Genomic DNA, 20169 nt, shown 5'->3' on the forward strand with positions numbered 1-20169 from the left:
GAGAAAATTGTTTTCGTATAGTATATTATATGGTTCATATAATTTATTTTGTAGTATGTGTCAATAGATTTAAATTTGTAGTTGTTTTATTCAAAGGTTAATAAGTCTTGAAAAATAGCATGTTAGATAGATTTGAAATGGTGAGAAGACCTTTATTTATTGAACTACATTCATGGATGAAAAAGTAATGGCCAACCGTTCCATTGGGGAAATAGCTATATTTTATAAGATAGGAAAATTCATAACTAGCCCTAAATATTCTCTGATGAGAAATGGCGTGGCTGTTGCTCTGCTGGGAATATTTATGTGGGTCGCAAGACAACCTAATACATTCCGAGGAGTATATGATCATTATCAATGGATATTTACCTATGTGATTCTTTTATCGTTGTTCTATAGTAATCTCTATTGGTTAGTACCCGAGTTTCTTTTTAAGAAAAAAATAGTGATATATGGGATAGGTCTTCTCCTGTTGAATTTAGCAGGTAGTATGGTGATCTATCTGTTTCATGTATTTGTTTTAGAGCCACACAGGGTTGTCAAAGTTCAGGAAAAACCCTTTGTTATTCTGCAGACCATTGTACTCGCCATATTTCTTTTGTTAATAATTTTATCTTCCACGTCTGTTAAATTCTTCAAAAAATGGATCAGTGACATTGAAAAGATCAATGAGCTGGAAAGGCGTGCGTTGGAAAGCGAACTTAACGCACTGCGACATCAAATTCAACCTCACTTTTTATTTAATATGCTTAACAATATCAATGTTCTCACTAGAAAAGACCCTGCAAAGGCCTCCAATATTATAGTGAGATTTTCAGAGTTTCTTAGACATTTGTTATATGAGAATAACCATACAGAAACTGCCCTTTCGGGCGAGATCAAATTTTTAACTGACTACCTGAATTTGGAGGCGATGCGAAGGGATGATTTCGACTATTCTATCAATTATGAGGAAGAAAATATTAAAAATGTAATTTTGCCTCCAAATATTTTACTGGTCTTTGTGGAAAACGCTATCAAACATAGCGCTGATCCCTCCGAAGGTTCTTACATAGATCTTCGATTCTCCATTGAAAATAATGAGTTCTGTTTCTGGTGTACTAATTCGATTCCTATATTTACGAATCGGAACTCGAAGAGTTCTGGTATTGGTCTGTTAAATCTAGAAAGAAGATTACAACTGCTATACAACGACAATTTTTATTTAAATTCCTCTTGTAACGAAAACGAATACATTGCAAGTCTAAAACTACCACTATGAATTGTATTGTAATTGATGACGAACCATTTGCACGTCTTGGCATGGAAGATCTGATCTTATCGACCAAAGATCTGAAACTATTGGGGACCTTTAAGAGTGCCGCTGCTGTCTCTGAATATCTGAAGTTGAATAAGGTCGACCTTATATTTCTTGATATTGAGATGCCAGGTATGAGCGGAATTGAATTTGCGCAATCAATACCGACACATACACTTGTTATCTTTACTACAGCATATTCCCAGTATGCATTTGAGAGCTATGAAGTTGATGCTGTTGACTATTTATTGAAACCGATATTAGAAGACCGCTTTCATAAAGCTGTCACTAAGGCATTTAATTATCATCATATGCTAATGAATAATAAGGCAAGTGTTGAAGAGACGGAGGAAAATTATATAATGGTACGTGCAGATCGGAAAAACTACAAGATTTTACACGAGAACATCTTATATATTGAGGCACTTAAGGATTATGTGATCATTTACACAAAGACCAACAGATGTATTACTTGGATGAATCTCAAGACCATTTATTCGAAATTACCACAGAAAGTGTTTTCCCGAATCAGTAAAAGCTATGTCGTCAATCATCTTGCAATAGATTCATATGATAATAATGCAGTATACATCGGAGAACATGAAATAAATATAGGAAGCAGATATCTGAATGATTTTATCAACAATTATAATTCATGATGAATCTGTGGTGCAAAAAAGCTCCCGATTATTTAAACAGGAGATTTTATTAGATAGTTGACACAACTAAATTTTGTTGAGGATTTTTTTAAGTTGACATTCGCCTTCGTTAGTCTGAGCACTTTTTTCCGTAGAAGTAATCATCCTGGCAGCAGCTGCAGGTTTTGCTAATACTTTGCACAGCATTGCACTTTCTGTAATAATTCCATTTGTGTTTTGAAAAGTTGCATTCACTGCATTTTTTGCTGCATCGATAACACCAGAAAGCAGTGCTGCCATTCGGTTTGCAAGAGTTGATACAAATGAATCGATTTCTTCTTCCGGAATTGCCCTATTGATTATACCATATTTTTGGGCCATTGCCGAATCAAGCAATTCTGCTCCTAAAATTATCTCAAGCGCCCTTGATCTTCCGGTCAGTTTACTCAAATATTACGTTCCCCCTCCTCCGGGAATTATTCCCATCAATACTTCGGACTGCGCAAGCCAGGTTTTATCAGATACTGCAAAACGCATATCAAGCGCCATAGCCAATTAATTACCACCACCTCTTGCACATCCCGACAGTTTGGCAATAGTTATCTGGGGAAGGTTGCGAAGGCGCTCATGAAGTTTCTGCATTGGGTTAAACAAAGGATCCCCCTTCACTGTCTGCCAGATTCATAAAGGAAGCCGGATCAGTTACAAAATTCATATCTCCGTGGGCAATAAAGAACTCTGGGTTACTACTTTGAAAGACGATCACCTTTACGAATTTGTCTAAAGCCACTTTTTCTGCAAATTCTTTAAGTTCTGAAATTAGAACGGCATTTAGAACATTAATAGGCGGATTATTAAGTGTAAGATATGCTACACCATTGGTAAATTCTACGTTTATCAATTTATAGTTTTGTTATTGTGCGAGATTTTTGCCCGTTTCTTTTTGTGTATTCATTTTGGATGATTTAATTGTTTAAAAACTTATACAAATTTGATTATTCCAGAGGACTTAGAAGAAGACATTTGTCTTCATTATTTATGGACTTGGCAGAGATATGGTTATCATTCTGGCAAAAAAAGGTAACAATATTATTTTTACCTATCATAGTAATAAGAGCGAAGCAGATAAGGTTGTATCTGAGGTTTTATCGCTTGGTCAAAAAGCTATCGCTTACCAATTGGACCTTGGTAGCACAAAAGCCTTTGACAGTTTCGTTGCTCAGATAAGTGAGCATTTATTGGAACACGAGGGCTCACCAAACTTCGATTATCTGATTAACAATGCAGGTGTAGGCCTTTATGGTTCCGTAAGGGACACAACTGAGGAGGTGTTTGACACACTAATGAATATTCATTTTAATGGTGTCTATTCTTGACACAGAAATTGCTTCCACTAATTAATGATGGAGGTAGAATTATAAATGTTTCGTCCGGGTTGACCAGGGTTTCTTTCCTGACGTATCTGCTTATGCAAGCATGAAAGGAGCAATCGAAACCTACACAAGTTGTCTGGCTAAGGAGTTAGGACGCAGGCAAATTACGGTCAACAGTATTGCTCCCAGAGCTATTGCGACTGAATTTGGAGGAGGTTCCACAAAAACTGATGGAAACAAAAGAAATGCAGTAGCTGTAGTCACAGCATTGGGACGTGTTGTTGAACCTGAGGATGGAGGTGTGGTTAGCTTTTCTTTGTACTCCTGAAGCTCGGTGGGTTAACGCACAAAGAATTGAGATCTCCGGAGGAATGATGATCTGATAATTGTAAATTTGTAATATGAGACACCATCAGGTACATAGGGTAAAATCAATTCTGAATTTCATAAGATGAATAGAATGCCTTCGCCTCAGCATCTTCTTATAAGTGTATTTAATTATGAAACTTTTTAATGCTCCCAGGATATAAACCACAAAAATTTTGTATTTGACTTCTATCATATTTCCATAAAACGCAGCATTGATGCTAAATTTATGTATGGGCAAAGTCATTACGATTTCGATGATGGAGTAATGTTTTTTATTGCTCAGAATCAGGTTTTTGGAATTGAAAAGATTGAAGAAATTGCCAGCAATAAAAGCGGATGGGTGCTTATGATACATCCTGACTTTTTATGGAATACTTCACTTGGAAAAAATATTAGTCATTATGAATTCTTTGATTATGCTGTAAATGAAGGATTGTTTCTGTCTGAAAGGGAAGATGCAACGCTAAATACCATCGTGAAAAATCTTGAACAAGAATACAATGCCAACATAGATAAATTTAGCCAAAGCATAATTGTTTCCCAGTTGGAAACAATGCTGAACTATTCGAAGCGTTTTTACCAGAGGCAATTTCTGACATGCGCTTTAAACACTCATAGTATTTTAGCTACTGTCGAAAAAACAATTGAAGATTTTTTAATGATGAGAATACATCCGGGTGCCTTCGGTTCAAGGTGTGGCTCAATCTCTGAATATATCTCCTATGTATTTGAGCAGTTTATTAAAATCACTTACAGGTGTGACTGTGCAACAGCATATTCACGAGAAGCTGATCCACAAAGCCAAAGAAAAATTATCAACTACTGAACTGACTGTTTCTGAAATAGCTTTTCAACTGGGATTTGAGCACAGTCAGAGCTTCTCTAAATTATTTAAGAATAAAACAAATTTATCGCCTATAGATTTCAGAAGCTCGTTTAATTGATGAGAGAGAAACTTATCTGGATAAGCTATCATATGTACTGAGACATTAGATATGCTGACAAAAATTGGAGAAAAATTCAAGCTACATGTTAAAATTGGCGAGATTATTCTTCAATTTTTTTATTTTTCAAAATCAAATATCTTCTTTTTATACTTTACCAAATTTAGAATTAGTCAGATCTGATATCCTGCAACTTTTCATCAATGGAAGAAGTGTTATATGTAAAAGTGATAAAAGATTTGGATGCAAGTCGGCATACCATTCATATAAACGCTTAAAGGGTTTGCCCTTATTCAGCTATTCATAAATGTCGTAAGATAATTTGGCCACTCTTCGGCATTGTCAGCAAAAATAATGCTTTTACAAGAACCAATAACCTGTTTGATGATCTACTGGTTACCGATTCAATTTTAGGAACATGTGTCTTTCCCATCAAAGGTTAGAGTCATGAAATAAGATATTTTAGATAATTTTATATTTTTAATGGTCAGGCAACAGCCTATTATGGTACCAAAAATGGGTCTTGGTCATTGATAAACTTGGGAATAGGGGGGTGGCAGAAAATAAATTTGACAGGATCTTCAGATACGAAATTTGGTGATCCAACAGCGTTCATTAATGGTGCCTATACCATACAGAGATCTGGACTTTATGCTGTAAATTATGAGATACAATTTGAATCTGGGATCAACTTAGAGGCTCTGGGCGGGCGAAGTCTGGGATTACGAAAAAACACCACCATTTGGGAGCAAAAAAGATTTGATGGTGTTAGAGTATCATTATTAGATATTACTTTAGCAGCTCTCCCTGTGACTTCTACCACTATAAATACAATTGTTCCATTATCTACAAGTGATTCCGTACCTTTGCAGTAAATTCGGATGGGTTATTGAATTTGGGATTATTGACAAATTCTAAGCTCATACTACAGATCTATAGAATTTCCAATCTGTAAATTTGTTGATGAGCGAGAATATTATATGTAGATATTCCTTGGTAATTATCAAAGTTGCTATATATTCATCAAAATCAATCAATGAGGAATTTAAGGAGATGATTAATAAAAGCAAGATTAAAAAATTTTAGATTATGAAATCGATTTTATTGGTAGATCAATTTATTAAGAGGATATCATACCTCGTGTTGCTATGCTTATTTTTTGGACATCTTCACTCTCAACAATATGCCTACGAGGATAAAATGGTAGGATTCGAATATAGAGCAGATGATCTTTTAAAAAGACTGACACTTGAAGAAAAAATAAGTCTGATGCAGGATTCTTCAAGCCCTATTCAAAGGCTTGGTATAAAAAAGTATAACTGGTGGAATGAATCGTTACATGGAGTAGCAAGAGCAGGGTTGGCGACGGTATTTCCACAACCTATTGGTATGGCCGCGACTTTTGATGAAAATCTTGTCTATCGGGTGTTCAGTGCGGTTTCAGACGAAGCCAGAGCTAAGAATACCATTTTCGCAAAACAAGGAAATTACGAACGCTATCAGGGCTTGACCATGTGGACTCCGACAGTCAATATTTTAAGGGATCCACGATGGGGACGGGGCATAGAAACGTATGGTGAAGATCCTTATCTGACAGGATTGCTGGGTGTGGCGGCAGTTAAAGGACTACAGGGGCCACGGTTTACCGATCAATATGATAAGGTCCACGCGTGCGCCAAACACTTTGCCGTACATTCAGGTCCTGAATGGAACCGACATTCATTCGATGCTAAAAATATTAAACCTCGTGATCTTTATGAAACTTATCTTCATGCGTTTGAAGAACTGGTTAAATCTGGTGACGTACAGGAGGTTATGTGTGCGTATAACCGTTTTGAAGGCGAACCCTGCTGTGGCAGCAACCAGCTGTTAATGCAGATATTACGAAAAGAGTGGGGGTTTAAAGGAATTGTGGTTTCTGACTGTGGAGCTATTGCCGACTTCTATAAAGAAAATGCCCACAAAACCCATAATGATGCAATTAAAGCTTCAGCTGCTGCGGTATTGAGTGGAACTGATCTGGAGTGCGGTTCCAGCTATAAAAAGCTGAAGGAGGCAGTAATGAACGGCGATATCAAAGAAAGTGAGATTGACGTATCGGTACGAAGATTATTGCTCGCAAGATTCAGACTTGGTGAGATGGATGATCTGGAAGATGTTAGTTGGTCAAAAATTAATCCTTCTGTTATCGCATCTCCGGAGCATGCAAAACTTGCTTTAGAAGCTGCCAGAAAATCAATCGTGTTATTAGAGAACAAAAATAATACACTCCCACTTAAGAAAGACGGAATTAAAATCGCCGTGATGGGTCCGAATGCCAATGATCCTGTGATGCAATGGGGAAATTACAATGGTACCCCAAAAAGAACCGTGACCATTCTGGATGGAATAAGGTCAACTTCAAAAAATTCGTCGAATGTAATTTTTGAACAGGGTACAGGACTGGTCGAGAATACTGTTTTTGAAAGTGCTTATGCTGAATGTTCCTTTAAAGATCAAAAGGGAGTTAATGCAAAATATTGGAATAACACGGAAACTAAAGGTTCACCAAAGGTTATGCAGAATCTCGGGCATCCTTTTAACCTCTGTACATCTGGCAATACTGTTTTTGCACCAAGTGTTGAGCTGACCGGTTTTTCAGCTGAATATGAAACGGTATTTAAACCCACAAAATCGGGAGAGGTGACCCTTCAACTGTACGTGAATGGAAAGGTGCAAGTTATGGTGAATGATAAGTTAGTGAAAGAAGCAAAAACAGGACACGGAGCCAGAAAATTAAACCACAGTTTTCAAGTAGAAAGTGGAAAATCCTATGCTATAAAAATCATCTTTGCACACGGTAGCGGGGATGCCCAACTTAATTTTGATATTGGGTACGATGAGGCTGTTGATTATCAAAAATCTTTAAATAAAATAAAAGATTCGGATATCATTGTTTTTGCAGGCGGCATTTCTCCATTGCTGGAAGGAGAAGAGATGGGTGTTGATCTCCCCGGATTTAAAAGAGGTGACCGTACAGACATTAATCTTCCAGAGGTACAGTTGAATCTTCTTAAAGAACTTCATAAGACAGGAAAACCGATTGTGTTTATCAACTGTTCAGGGTCATCGATCGCTTTGGGAAAAGTAGCGAAGCACAGTTCGGCAATTATACAGGCGTGGTATCCGGGGCAGGAAGGTGGAAAGGCAGTGGCGGATGTTCTTTTCGGAGACTACAACCCTTCGGCACGTCTTCCTATCACTTTTTATAAAAATATTGATCAGCTTCCCGATTTTGAAAACTATGATATGGAAGGTCGCACCTATAGGTATTTTCGTAGTGAGCCACTTTATCCGTTCGGGTATGGTCTGAGCTACAGCAATTTTAAGTATGGAAAAATTAAAGCAGAGAAAAGAAAAATAAGTAAAGGTGATTCGGTCGAGATTACAATTCCGGTTACCAATGTCAGCAATGTCAATGGCTTTGAAACAGTACAATTGTACGTAAAAAAAATGGATGATTCAAAAGGTCCAATCCGAAATTTAAGAGCTGTAAAAAAAGTTTTCATTAAAGGTGGTGAAACCGTTTCAGTAAAATTTACGGTTGGAGAGAAGGAATTAAAATGGTGGAGTGAGGATGTAAGCGACATGGTAGTGCAAAGTGGAGATTACAGAATAGAAGTTGGCAAAAGTTCAATCAAAAAGGACTTAAAACAAATAAGGTTAAAAGTTAGGTAATTTCTAATAAATGCCTTGAGGAATGGATATTGAACGTCGATTTCAAAGTTCCTAGATAGATCAAGATCATCGTTCCTCTTAGTGGCTACCTTGTTAAAAGTGGTTGATAAAGTTGCTAACACAGCCTCCATTTACTGCAGTTATTTGAAGACTATAAGAAAACTGCCACTATAAACTACAGTTATTCCTATTTTAAAAGCATTTCCTATTGATCGTACTATCAGCAAAAAATCCGAACCATTGCGGTCCGGACTTTCCTTATCTTAAATTTTTAATGTTGACATCTTGCCAAAGATCATTATTCGTAATCTCAGGATTAATTCCTGTAAAAACCTTGGCGGCTGTTTGGTCTCCAAGCAAAGTGTACAAGAACCATGCTGTCATATATCCGTCCGCTTTGAAAAGCATGTCTCCGTGGTCAACATCTTTTCGTCGTGCTATGACGGCGACCGCACTTGAACGCAAATGGTAAAAGTTTTCTCTCATAGACCATAAAGGAGCAATACCACTGTTGGCATCCTTTTCTTTTCCCGCGTCAAAACCACCAGTTCCTGCAACTGCAAAGTATGGAATATTAATTTTATCAATATCGTAAGACCATTTCAATCCAACAGCCAGCGCATGCTTTGGTGTACTTGCTGCAAAAATAGAGCTGTAGTATTGTCCGTTTTTCTGGTTCGTAACAGCATTGATTGCTGCAACACCTCCTTGTGAATGCCCTGAGATTCCAATCTGCTTGGCGTTAACTTTCTGATAAAAAATACTATTCTTATTACTGTTCTCTGATAATATTAAATCTAAGGACTCAGCTGAAGATTCACCACTCCAAGAAGATTTATCATCATTTCCGATCACAATAAAGCCCCATGAAGCCAGATGTTTAAATACTTCCTCATAAGAACTATTTATTACGTCGGTACCATTGGCAAATATTACAACAGGATATGATTTGTTACCATCTTGAAGATCCTGAGGGTACCAAACTTTAATATTCGTATACTTGGCTTTGTTGACAGGATAATAGCTAAACCTTACCTGGTCAGGACCAAATGCTGTATATTTCCTTTCAATCTGAGCTCTGGTCTCTATCTTATTCTGGTCTCCTACGGAAACTGAAGGACCAGCCCAAGAATTAACAATTAATAGCTGTGTTAAAACTGTTGCAATCAACAGTATTTTAGTTATAATATTCATGCATAAAAATTTTAATAAAATTACAGTTGCTACTATATCTATCTATGAGATCAGGGGCCGACCGTTTAGATTAATGTTAGAAGTAAGTAAAGGAAAATGATAAATAAAATACAAGTCGTAATATAATTGCAAATGTAGTAATCAGTTTGTTTTCTAAAGAAATTACTACACAAAGAGTAAAAAATTCTATACCAAATGAGATGATTTAGAGAGACTGTATTAGACTTTGATGTACAACTATAGCGAAGCGGTATCATTTGATGTACCATACATAATTTATCGATCAAAAAGGTGAAATGATTGGTCGACCGCAGATTTTGTAAGACGAGTTTTTTATCATCTGTACCAGATCATAATTTGACAATTTTTGCTGCTCAAATCAGAAATATACCTTTGAAGTTTTGGTTATCTCAATTTTTCTTGTAAAATTCCGCTTAGTCATACGTATCAATAAATTTAAGTTTTATACTTTAATTCATTTTTTTTCTCGGCAATCCGACCTCAAATTCCTGTGGATATGGTTCTCTTGAAGTCATACTCAAGTCTTCCCTAAGGCTCCTTTCCATTTCCAGTGATTTTTCTTTATCCATTGAATATCTTGGGTCAGCCATCAGTGGCATCTTTGCCATTTTTGTGATGGTGATCGTGGGGAAATGGAAATCAACTTCGACCGTTCCCAACAAGAGATAACAGCCGCCGCCCTGAAAAGGATATTCTTCCAGGCAGTTGGGGAAATGTGCCGTATCGAAGTATTCACCTTCAACATCTATCCAGGTTCCGAAAAACATAGCTCCTCTTTTAGTAGGAACATGCTTTCTGGAAATCAGATAGGCCAACATCTTCACCTGCCTTTTGTGGAATTTCGTGAGGTCTTTGGCCATAACGGTTCCCCTATATCTGGTCTGTAATAGATCAAACGGGCTGAAAGATACGGGAAAGCCAAGGATCTCGATCTCGTCAAAGGCATCTTCAAACGGATCCCTTTGTATGTTAGGCAGCTGATATTCTTTTTTGGGCTCATCAAGTAAAGTCAGCTGCCTATTGTCAGGTCTATTTCCTGCCATCAGAAACCTGGCCTCTATGAGCAATTCATGTTTTTGTTTTCCGGTAAAACGGAAAGCTCCGATGAATATCAATATCTGCAATGTTTCAATGCCGATCGGAATCCTTTTGACAAAATCTTCAAGACAAATATAATCACCATTATTTTTCCTTTCTTCAGGGATCATCTGTGCGATCCTTCCTTCAAGTTTTTCAATATGCATCAATCCCAGATAAACTTCGGTCCCGTAGACTGTTGTCTGTAATTCACTCAGGTTGACGCACGGATTACAGATCGTAGCCCCTGACATCTTTGCTTCGTGGACATAAACTTCCGTCCTATAAAATCCACCGCCGTTATTGATGGCACAGACCATAAATTCGATGGGATAGTACACTTTTAGGTAAAGACTCTGATAACTTTCTACTGCGTACGAGGCCGAGTGCGCCTTGCAGAATGAATAACCGGCAAACGATTCGATCTGTCTGTAAACTTCTTTTGATAGTTGTTCCGGATGCCCCAATTCTTTACAGGATTCAAAGAAATGGTCCTTCACTTTTTGAAGGGCCGAGAGAGAGCGACCTTTGCCGCTCATCGCTCTCCTAAGAACATCTCCGTCAGGAGCGGACAGGCCGCCAAAGTGCAATGCGATCTTGATCACATCTTCCTGATAGACCATAATACCATAAGTTTCGCCCAGTTCCTTTTCAAAGACCACATGGAAATATTCGAACTTGTCAGGATTATTATGCCTGAAGATATATTCCCGCATCATGCCACTCTGTGCCACACCCGGACGGATAATAGAGGAGGCTGCGACAAGAACCTTATAGTTCTCACATTTCAGTCTTCTCAATAATCCGCGCATGGCCGGGCTCTCGATGTAAAAGCATCCTATCGTTTTGCCGATGCTCAGGAATTCATTGCACCTGGCCTCATTTTTCGACAGGGTAGTGTCCTTGATATCTACTGTGATTCCTCTTTTTTCCTTAATGAGGTCGACCGTGTCTTTGATCGTTCCCAGACCTCTCTGGGATAAGATGTCAAATTTTTCCAAACCAATAGCCTCCGCCGTATGCATATCAAACTGCACGATAGGAAAGCCTTTGGGCGGCATCTCCAATGCAGAATAATGGGTGATAGGTTCCTCTGAGATCAGGATCCCGCAGGAATGCATGCTTCTCTGATTAGGATATTTCTCCAGCATTTTCCCGTAATGATGCACCAATCTGAATACAGAGTTATCATCACGTTGATCCATTGGTCTTCCTGCCAGAATATCCAATTCCTCCTTTGGTAGTCCGAATGCCTTTCCGACCTCCCGGAAGATCGACCTGTATTTGAATTCGACATTCGTTCCGCAAAAGGCAACGTGGTCTTTGCCATATCTTTGGAAGATATACTCAAGGATGGTATCGCGGGTCTGCCAGCTCCAGTCTATGTCAAAGTCGGGTGGAGTTTTCCGGTTGAGATTTAAAAAACGTTCAAAATAAAGGTCAAGTTCCAAAGGGCATATATCCGTAATTCCAATACAGTAACTGACAATGGAATTGGCACCACTTCCACGCCCGACGTGCATGAATCCCATCCGGTTGCTGTATTGGATGATGTCCCAGGTAATCAGAAAATACCCGCAGAAATTCAATTGATCAATAACGCCCAATTCTTTTTCAACCCTTGCCTTGGCATCAGCATCACCGTCAGGATATCTTCTTTCAAGACCTTCATAAGCTAATTCTTTCAACAGCTTAAAATCATTTTCCCTGCTGTCTGTAAAATGCTTCTTATTCTTAGGCGTGGAAAAGTCAAAATCAAAACTGCAGCTGTTGACCAGATATTTTGTGTTCTCAATGATCTGGGGATAAAGTTTATAAGCACTTAAAAGCTTTTTCTTATCAACAAATATCTCGGTACTTTGACAATGGTCATTTTCTGTGAGCTTGCTGATCAAAGTGTTTCCATCGATCGCCCTTAAGATCTTGTGCAGCTCATATTCCTCAGTCCCATTAAAGGTTATCGGATAGAGAATGACCATCTTGTCAATCAATTTTTTCAGCTCAGGCCTTACCAAGAGGTTCAATTCATTCTCTCTTATACCGATGAACTCATATTCCAGCAGCTTCTCAGGAATGTTCTCCAAAGGATAGATGACAAAAGTATTTTCTAGGGAAGGATTCGTTTTAGGGATCTCAATTCCTTCACAGTTATGATCTGTCAAAAGCCGGTTCGTTTCCGCAATACCTTTAGCATTTTTAGCGAGACAAATGTAATATTGTTCATTTTCAACGCGGACATCAACGCCGACAATCGGTTTGATACAATTCTTCTCACAGAGCTTATAAAAATCATAGATCCCGGTCACCGTATTGATGTCTGTCAGGGCCAGTGTTCTAATATTCAGATCCACAGCCTTCCGTACCAGATCCTCAATGGAAATGGTGCCGTACCGAAGGCTGTGATAAGAATGGCAATTGAGAAACATAATGCTATATTTATTTATTTAAAAACCCGGACGCCCTGCTGATGCTGGAAGTCCCGAATCTGTTCTTGATCCTGTCCATGGTCTGATAAAGGGAGATCAATTCTTCGGTATCCTCGAAAAGGTCCATCTGATGACTCCCGTGCACAAGACCGGTGAAGCGGATGCCTATCAGACGGATCCGCATTCTTCGGGTATATACTTTATTGAACAATTCAAGCACTGCCCTGAGCAGAGTATGGTCGGCAGAAGTGTACGGAACCTTGCACTGTTTTGTCTCTGTGTCAAAGTTGGAATACCTGATCTTGACGGTGACGGTAGAGGTCAACCATTTTTCCTGCCTTAGCTGATAGGCCAGCTTTTCGACCATTCCCGACAAAATGCTTCTGATCTGATGAACATCGATCGTATCCTCAGAAAATGTATCTTCGGTGGATATTGATTTCCTGTCAGAATAGGGCACTACGGGTGTATCATCGATGCCATGGGCTTTTTTCCAAAGTACCGTCCCATTTTTTCCGATCAGTTGATGTAGGACCTCGACAGGCATCTCACTAAGGGTTTGTATTGTTTTAACGCCCAATCTGGAGAACAGATTAAAAGTTTCGGTGCCGACCATCGGGATCTTTTTGATGGATAGGGGATTTAAAAAATTCTGGATATGGGGAGCCCTGACCTCCAGTCTGCCTGTCGGTTTTGATTCACCGGTCCCGATCTTGGATACCGTCTTATTGGTGGAAAGGGCAAAGCTGATCGGCAGACCTGTATTTTTCTGAACAGCATCTGCGATCTCATTGGTCCATTGAAAGCATCCGAAGAATTGGTCCATTCCTGAAAGGTCAAGATAAAATTCATCAATACTGGCTTTCTCCAGCACCGGTACTTTTTCCTGAATGACCTCGGTCACCAGATGCGACATATTGGAATAATATTCCATATCTCCTTTGATGACCTTTGCCTCAGGGCATAGCCTCAATGCCATTTTTATCGGCATCGCTGAACGCACCCCAAATTTCCGAACCTCATAGGAGCATGATGCCACCACACCACGGTCCCCACCTCCAATGATCACAGGCTGTTTCTCCAAGACGGAGTTTTTCAGCCGCTCACAGGAGACAAAGAATGTGTCCAGGTCCATATGTGCAATTGCTCTTTCCATTCTGCAAACTTAGTCACGTTTTTAAACAAAATTTGTATATTTGTTGTCATAAATTATGACAATGTCAATTTTTGCAGATAACATCGTGTTTTTGAGAGGTCAAAAAAATCTAACCCAACATAAGCTGGCGGACGAACTCATTCTTACAAGATCAAGATACGTTTCATACGAATATGGAAATGCAGAACCACCGATTGAGGTATTGGTCCGGATCTCCAAGTATTACAATATTAGTATCGACCTTTTGGTAACGGTCGATATCAGGAAATATCCTTTGGATAGGATGGTCAATCTGCCAGGGAATAAGATATTACTTCCGGTAGCAGTAGATTCGGAAGGGAATAATTTCATTGAGATCGTACCTCAAAAAGCTTCTATGGGTTACTTGAAAGGATTCAGCGACCCTGAGTTCATTGAAGGTCTTCAGAAAATGCAGCTGCCTTTCTTAAAAAACGGAAAATACCGTGCATTTTTAGCGGATGGTGATTCCATGCCGCCCTTTGCAGACCAATCGATCATCATCGGAGAGTATGTAGAAAAACTGGAAGACCTGAAGTCAAATAAGGAATTTATTTTTGTCACCACTGAAGGCATTACCTACAAGACCTTTTTGAAAAGGAACAAAAAGATCATTACCGTATCAGCCGATAACTCATTTTACGAACCGTACGACATTGCATTGGAGGATATCGCAGAAGTATGGCGTTATGTAAGAGGGATACTTCCCCAGAATTACAAACCGTATACTCTCCCTGATGAGGCCAATCTCAAAAATCTCGTGGCAGAAGCCAAGCGAAGCATAAGCAATCTGGAGAATGGAATTCTCAAACTCAATCCGTAAGAATAAAAACTTCCCCGGAGGGAAGCTAAAAACACAAATGATGAAAAAAAAATTATCCCATTAAATTGGGATTTGATAAAGATAAATATTTTACACAAAAAATCAAAATGGGTCAGCTGAGTTTATTTGATGCCGAAGAATTTTATGAGTTTCCAAAAGACCTTTTGGAATACAGGGAGAATTTCCTAAGTGAGGAAGAGGCAGATCGGTTAAAAGACCATCTGCTTAAAACTGCTCCCTGGGAACAGCGCACTCAGAAAATGTATGATAAGATGGTGATAACGCCACGCTTGACCGCTTGGTATGGCGATTCAAAATACAATGAATCCGCTGATAATAATGCATCAGCTACCAACCCTTGGACTCCGGAGTTATTATCCCTGAAAGAGCGAATAGAAAAAGAATTCGGTTATAAGTTCAATGGGGTTCTATTAAACCTCTATCGTGACAACAATGATTCAGTTGCCTGGCACAGGGATAAAGAAAGCCGATACGGAAAGAGGCCTGTCATAGCATCCATAAGTCTTGGACAGACCAGGAACTTTGATTTCAGAAAAAAAGACCATCATCAGAGCAAATACAGCCTGCCGCTTCCTAATGGCTCACTCCTTATTATGAAAGGTGATCTTCAGGAGAATTGGGAACATCGGATCGCCAAATCTACAATACCTATGAAGGAACGTATTAATTTGACCTTCCGAAGGATCAGTGAACTATAATATCATAAAAAATAAAATTAAATAATAGTTATATGTCTATTTCGTACTACGATTTTAAAAATCTACCCACGCAATCTCAATACGAATTGGCCTTGGCCGAAGGAAAGGTCATCAGTGAAACCTCTAAGGATGGACTAAAGTTTGTATTGTATGAGCTGTCAAGTTTTTCAGTTGAGATTGTATATAAGACCATCAATAACAAGATAGAAGGTCTTAGCGTATTTCAGAATAAAGGAACTCTGTGACAACTAAAATAATTCTCATTTGTCTTTGTCCTAAAAAAGTGTGATTTGAATCACACCAAAATAGTGACTTGGGTCATGCTTTTAAAAGACAGATACTTCCAACTTTGTATTAATTAAATAAATATAAAAATGAGCAAAAAAGTTTTATTCGTGCTTACGAGTCACGATGAATTAGGAAATACAGGACAGAAGACCGGATTCTGGACAGAAGAATTAGCGGCTCCTTATTATGCATTGTCTGATAAAGGTGTTGAAGTTACATTGGCATCTCCAAAGGGTGGCCAACCACCAATTGATCCTAAAAGTGAAGATGCATCATCTCAGACTGATGCTACGCGCAGAATGGACAGTGATGAGGTTTTAAAGGAAAAATTAAAAAACACTCACAAATTATCCGAAGTCAAAAGTGAAGACTTTGATGCAGTATTTTATCCTGGTGGTCACGGTCCTTTATGGGATCTGGCTGAAGATAAGGTTTCTCAGGACTTAATTGTTGATTTTTACAGCAATGATAAGCCTGTAGCATTCGTTTGCCATGCACCCGGAGTTTTGAAGGATGTAAAAATAGACGGTGAATATTTGGTAAAAGGTAAAAACGTCACTGGATTTACCAACACTGAAGAAGAGGCTGTACAGTTAACTGATGTAGTTCCGTTTCTGGTTGAAGATATGTTGAAAAATAATGGCGGATCATATAGTAAAGTTGAAGATTGGGCTCCTTACGAAGTGGTTGACGGAAGATTGATTACAGGACAAAATCCTGCTTCTTCTGCGAAGGTGGCTGAAGAGTTATTGAAACTTATTTAGTTTTTTCATTTCAGAGAATCAGACCTTGGTGTTCGGCTGTAAAATAATTCCATTTTTTTAGGAAAAATTAGGATAATCAGGTCTTTTTTTAAATACAATTAACACCATTGATGATCTTTAAATGTATTGAGTTTCCGTAATTTTGTAGAGGAAATACTTTTATAAAGATTTTCATGGTTATTAGTTTTTATCCCCATATTATTTGGGGATTTTTTGTTTCTACAGCAATAAATAAAAATGTTTTGATGTTTAAGCCAAAAATTAGAAAGCGGCAGGCGTTCCATATTCTTTTTAAGGTATAGGAATAGTTGCATTCAGTTTTAAAACTTACCTTTTCAAGATATGTAAACACGGCTATTTTATTTAAGTGCAATTAGCAATACCTTTGCTTATCAAGCTTTTTTAAAACGACAGTCAAATCATATGGACGATCAAGAAGTCACATATCCGATCTATTCACCAGCTTCAGTTATTGGGATCTTCAGCAATGCCCTGAAGCTCAATGCTACAGTCAATCTGATCTATCTGAAAGGCAGGTATGCTTTTGGTGGTGGTAAATCCTACGGGAACTACTATTATGACCTTCTGTTCTCAGAAGGTGATCACACATCGATAGGGATTCGTATTTCTTCATTGCTCAGGAGCAAGATCACCAATAATGAGGTTTACACACTCAGAGGCTTTATTGAGAAGAGCATTAAGAATTCTTCAATAGAGCTTCGTTTTGTTGTGGATGAGATTGTTCAGCAGGAAGAGAGATCCATCTCCGAAGAAGAACTGGAAAGGTATGGGCTGATCCAGAAAAAACTGGAGACAGGATCAAAAGACCTTGAGACACTGATCAGGGATAAGATACTCAAAGATGAAAAGGTCAGGGTCGCTAACATTTATGGAAATAATGCGATTGTGCAGAAGGATTTTTTCGAAGGATTGGATGTTTCAAGAAAATATTTTGATATTTCAGATCACAGTTGCAATATCACTTCCTCCACGGCGATCATATCCAAACTGAAGGAAATTTCAGCTTTGGATTATGACATTGTTGCCTTGGTCAGGGGAGGAGGTGACCGGCAGAGTATGGAAACCTTCAATGACCTGAGCTTATCCGAATTATTCATAACAATGAAACCGGTAACTGTTACGGCTATCGGCCATACGGTTGATGAGACCTTATTGGATAAGCTGGCCGACAAGCGTTTTCATTTACCCCACGATTATGGTGCAGGATTGCACGCCATTGCTGAAAAGCTTTCTCTCGAAAGATCGAACTCAAGGGCTCTGCTCATTGATGAAGTGAAAAAAGATATAACGAAGCAGTTTTCAGAACAGGTCGAAACTTTGGAAAAACAGCTAAAAAAGAAGAATGAAGAATTCACTGAAGCCCAGAAAACTTATAGAGAGCAGGTGGAGAATCATAACAAAAGCTTTACAGAACAGCTGAAAATTCGAAACGAAGAATTTCAGAAGCTTCAGTTGACATCTGGCAAGCAGCTTGATGATCTTCAGAAGAATTTCCAGGAGCAGCAGAAACAACGCCAGGCAGAAATGGAAAGCTATAAAAAGGAGATAGCTGTTCTGCATGAGAAGAATGTACAGTCTGCCATCAATGAAAAGACAGCTTCTTTAAAGGTTAATCTGGAAACTCTGAAACAGGAAAATGTCAGACTGAATCAGGAGGTACAAGACAGCAAAACCAATTATGTGAAGATCATTATCGCATTTTTAGTGGCGTTGGTTATAGGATTTATTCTTGCAAAATTTTATATACCATAAAAGATCAGGTTTTAGCCTGCTCTAAGGATTAGTATGTAAACCTCTATTTAATACGTCTCATTGGAAAGTGACGCCGTTCTTCCTTTCCATTCCTAAGTCCTGAAATCTCAGCTTTCAAAGAGTCTTCACTAATCTTTTTGTAAGAGATGACCTGTGGGAAATCGTGCATTTTATTTTCAAAGACCAATTGAGTTTCAGAAATTTTCTTTCCCTCAAAACAGATCGGAGCGCCTCCATTTTGATCTTTAACGACAGGAACATAGAACAAGTTTCCTTTATGCTGAACCAATCGTATGATCTCAAATACTATAGTATCCTCATTCTTGATCATATAACTTCTACCTCTCAACTCATTCCTCTCAGCTTTTTGCCAGGTCTCATAGACACTTCCTTTCGAAGTTGTATGCTCCCAGGTTCCGACCAGCCACTCCATTTTTCTGATATGAGCGGCATTTTTTACGGTACAGCTGCAAATCATTAACAAGGCAGCAACCAGAGCGAAATTTGTTTTTGTCATCATCATTTTAATTTTATCGATGACGCTTTATACAATTCTTTATTGTCCGGTCATCAGGTCACAATGCGAAGTTGCGATATCTCCAGCAAATAAAATTGTAAAAATGCGACAGGATCAATCTCCGATAAAAAAAGAACTCATTTTCAAATTCTTTCTGTAGAATTCTTTTGGAGTGATGCCAACGAGTTCTCTGAAATCTTTTATGAAGTGAGACTGATCATAATAATCGTTCTCATGCGCCAAAGAAGTAATGTTAGCGGTTTCCTTAGTCAACAGCATCTTGAGCGCAGCCTGAAGGCGGATGATCTTTGATAATTGTTTGGGACGTAAGCCAATCGCAAGATAAAACTTACGTTCCATTTGCCTGCGGTTGATATCGATCTTACTGGAAAGTTCATCAATGGAAAGCTGACCGTTACCTATTAAGATGGTCTCTACGGTCGATCTCACAATATGATCGATCGTTTCTAAACTTGCTAGCCTGTCCAGTAAGAATATTTCGACCAAATTGATCCTTTCCTGCACCGAATGCGCATTGAATATTTTCTCTTCAATATCTTTCCCATCCCGTCCGAACAGTTTTTCCAATGGAATGGCCGTATTTTCCATTTCCTTTATCGGAATGGAAGCGAAAGGCAAAAAGCCATGGGGATGGAAACGGACGGAGAAGATACTTGTCTTTCCTGTGGGCTCTATTTCAAGCGGCCGTGTCAGCTGCCCAATGACAAAACATCTTGGTTGGATTATACCTTTTCCATCACCGGTGTATTGCTTATAAAGATCTCCATGATGGAAGATCATTTCCATACATCCATCTGGAATGATCGATTGCTTTTCAAGTCGGTCACCTGCCGAATCTTCCATTGTCCAATAGCATTTGACAACCATCTTCAATTCTTGGTGCGGTTCAAATGTCTGGTAATTCATCGGGTTTTAATTTTCACTAAAAATAAAAAAAATAGGCTCAACTTGATCTGAGAATATAGATAATTCTTTGCAATACTATATTTGACCTCCAATTTAATTTTATAAGCTATAGTCGTTATCTGAAGTGA

20 protein-coding genes are annotated in these 20169 nt (G+C 38.6%); 13 read left to right on the forward strand and 7 right to left on the reverse strand.

Translation table 11 applies throughout. From position 1 onward, the window contains the following. Window positions 1–172: 172 nt before the first annotated feature. Window positions 173–1261, forward strand: a complete 1089-nt coding sequence (locus BLT04_RS14475) for a sensor histidine kinase (RefSeq protein ID WP_089756513.1) — start codon at window positions 173–175, stop codon at window positions 1259–1261. Next, a complete protein-coding gene (locus tag BLT04_RS14480) occupies window positions 1258–1956 on the forward strand; it encodes a LytR/AlgR family response regulator transcription factor (RefSeq protein ID WP_089756514.1) in 699 nt (232 codons plus the stop codon). The genes BLT04_RS14475 and BLT04_RS14480 overlap by 4 nt, the downstream gene beginning before the upstream one ends. A gap of 66 nt (window positions 1957–2022) precedes the next feature. On the opposite strand, the gene BLT04_RS19060 is transcribed toward BLT04_RS14480, so the two are convergent. Beyond that, window positions 2023–2385, reverse strand: a complete 363-nt coding sequence (locus BLT04_RS19060; protein ID WP_228421972.1) for an enoyl-CoA hydratase-related protein — start codon at window positions 2383–2385, stop codon at window positions 2023–2025. Window positions 2386–2581: 196 nt separating this feature from the next. Next, entirely contained in the window at window positions 2582–2836 is a 255-nt protein-coding gene (locus BLT04_RS19065; protein WP_228421973.1) for an enoyl-CoA hydratase-related protein, read from the reverse strand. Between the two features lie 154 nt (window positions 2837–2990). Between BLT04_RS19065 and BLT04_RS19120 the strand changes: the two genes are divergently transcribed. From BLT04_RS19120 to xyl3A, 6 genes are all read left to right on the forward strand, one after another. Beyond that, window positions 2991–3311 carry an SDR family NAD(P)-dependent oxidoreductase gene (locus BLT04_RS19120; protein WP_317040700.1) on the forward strand — a complete coding sequence of 107 codons (321 nt, stop codon included), beginning with the start codon at window positions 2991–2993 and terminating at the stop codon, window positions 3309–3311. A 100-nt stretch (window positions 3312–3411) separates the two neighbouring features. After that, window positions 3412–3636, forward strand: coding sequence for an SDR family oxidoreductase (locus tag BLT04_RS19125; protein ID WP_317040701.1), 225 nt, complete (start codon window positions 3412–3414; stop codon window positions 3634–3636). 267 nt (window positions 3637–3903) lie between these two features. Next, on the forward strand, window positions 3904–4503 hold the full coding sequence (locus tag BLT04_RS14495; RefSeq protein WP_317040708.1) for a hypothetical protein: 600 nt from the start codon (window positions 3904–3906) through the stop codon (window positions 4501–4503). Beyond that, complete coding sequence (locus BLT04_RS19130) at window positions 4400–4621, forward strand: helix-turn-helix domain-containing protein (RefSeq protein ID WP_317040702.1); 222 nt, start codon at window positions 4400–4402, stop codon at window positions 4619–4621. The genes BLT04_RS14495 and BLT04_RS19130 overlap by 104 nt, the downstream gene beginning before the upstream one ends. A 569-nt stretch (window positions 4622–5190) precedes the next feature. After that, entirely contained in the window at window positions 5191–5496 is a 306-nt protein-coding gene (locus BLT04_RS18955; RefSeq protein WP_170828488.1) for a hypothetical protein, read from the forward strand. A 214-nt stretch (window positions 5497–5710) separates the two neighbouring features. After that, window positions 5711–8338 carry a xylan 1,4-beta-xylosidase gene (gene xyl3A / locus BLT04_RS14505; RefSeq protein WP_228421974.1) on the forward strand — a complete coding sequence of 876 codons (2628 nt, stop codon included), beginning with the start codon at window positions 5711–5713 and terminating at the stop codon, window positions 8336–8338. 258 nt (window positions 8339–8596) lie between these two features. Here the strand turns inward: xyl3A and BLT04_RS14510 are convergent, their stop codons facing one another. From BLT04_RS14510 to dinB, 3 genes are all read right to left on the reverse strand, one after another. Beyond that, entirely contained in the window at window positions 8597–9532 is a 936-nt protein-coding gene (locus BLT04_RS14510) for a poly(ethylene terephthalate) hydrolase family protein (RefSeq protein ID WP_089756517.1), read from the reverse strand. Between the two features lie 470 nt (window positions 9533–10002). Further along, entirely contained in the window at window positions 10003–13056 is a 3054-nt protein-coding gene (locus BLT04_RS14515) for a DNA polymerase III subunit alpha (RefSeq protein WP_089756518.1), read from the reverse strand. A gap of 10 nt (window positions 13057–13066) precedes the next feature. Next, window positions 13067–14212 (reverse strand): DNA polymerase IV, encoded by a 1146-nt coding sequence (dinB, locus tag BLT04_RS14520; RefSeq protein WP_089756519.1) that lies wholly within the window; start codon window positions 14210–14212, stop codon window positions 13067–13069. A gap of 61 nt (window positions 14213–14273) precedes the next feature. Here dinB and BLT04_RS14525 point away from each other — a divergent pair, with 61 nt between their 5' ends. The 5 genes from BLT04_RS14525 (at window position 14274) to BLT04_RS14545 (ending at window position 18597) form a co-directional block, all read left to right on the forward strand. Further along, entirely contained in the window at window positions 14274–15053 is a 780-nt protein-coding gene (locus BLT04_RS14525; RefSeq protein WP_089756520.1) for an XRE family transcriptional regulator, read from the forward strand. A gap of 65 nt (window positions 15054–15118) precedes the next feature. Then, window positions 15119–15772 (forward strand): alpha-ketoglutarate-dependent dioxygenase AlkB family protein, encoded by a 654-nt coding sequence (locus tag BLT04_RS14530; protein WP_228421975.1) that lies wholly within the window; start codon window positions 15119–15121, stop codon window positions 15770–15772. Between the two features lie 32 nt (window positions 15773–15804). Beyond that, complete coding sequence (locus BLT04_RS14535) at window positions 15805–16017, forward strand: hypothetical protein (protein WP_089756522.1); 213 nt, start codon at window positions 15805–15807, stop codon at window positions 16015–16017. 129 nt (window positions 16018–16146) lie between these two features. Then, entirely contained in the window at window positions 16147–16824 is a 678-nt protein-coding gene (locus BLT04_RS14540) for a type 1 glutamine amidotransferase domain-containing protein (protein WP_089756523.1), read from the forward strand. Between the two features lie 423 nt (window positions 16825–17247). Continuing rightward, window positions 17248–18597: an exodeoxyribonuclease VII large subunit gene (locus tag BLT04_RS14545; protein WP_089756524.1), complete on the forward strand. Its 1350-nt coding sequence runs from the start codon at window positions 17248–17250 to the stop codon at window positions 18595–18597. A gap of 43 nt (window positions 18598–18640) precedes the next feature. Here the strand turns inward: BLT04_RS14545 and BLT04_RS14550 are convergent, their stop codons facing one another. Together BLT04_RS14550 and BLT04_RS14555 are read right to left on the reverse strand one after the other, a co-directional pair. Further along, entirely contained in the window at window positions 18641–19117 is a 477-nt protein-coding gene (locus BLT04_RS14550) for a DUF6265 family protein (protein ID WP_139166253.1), read from the reverse strand. A 111-nt stretch (window positions 19118–19228) separates the two neighbouring features. Beyond that, window positions 19229–20041, reverse strand: a complete 813-nt coding sequence (locus BLT04_RS14555; protein ID WP_089756526.1) for a helix-turn-helix domain-containing protein — start codon at window positions 20039–20041, stop codon at window positions 19229–19231. Between the last annotated feature and the right edge of the window lie 128 nt (window positions 20042–20169).

Source organism: Chryseobacterium soldanellicola, from assembly GCF_900100115.1.
Classification (GTDB): Bacteria; Bacteroidota; Bacteroidia; order Flavobacteriales; family Weeksellaceae; genus Chryseobacterium; species Chryseobacterium soldanellicola.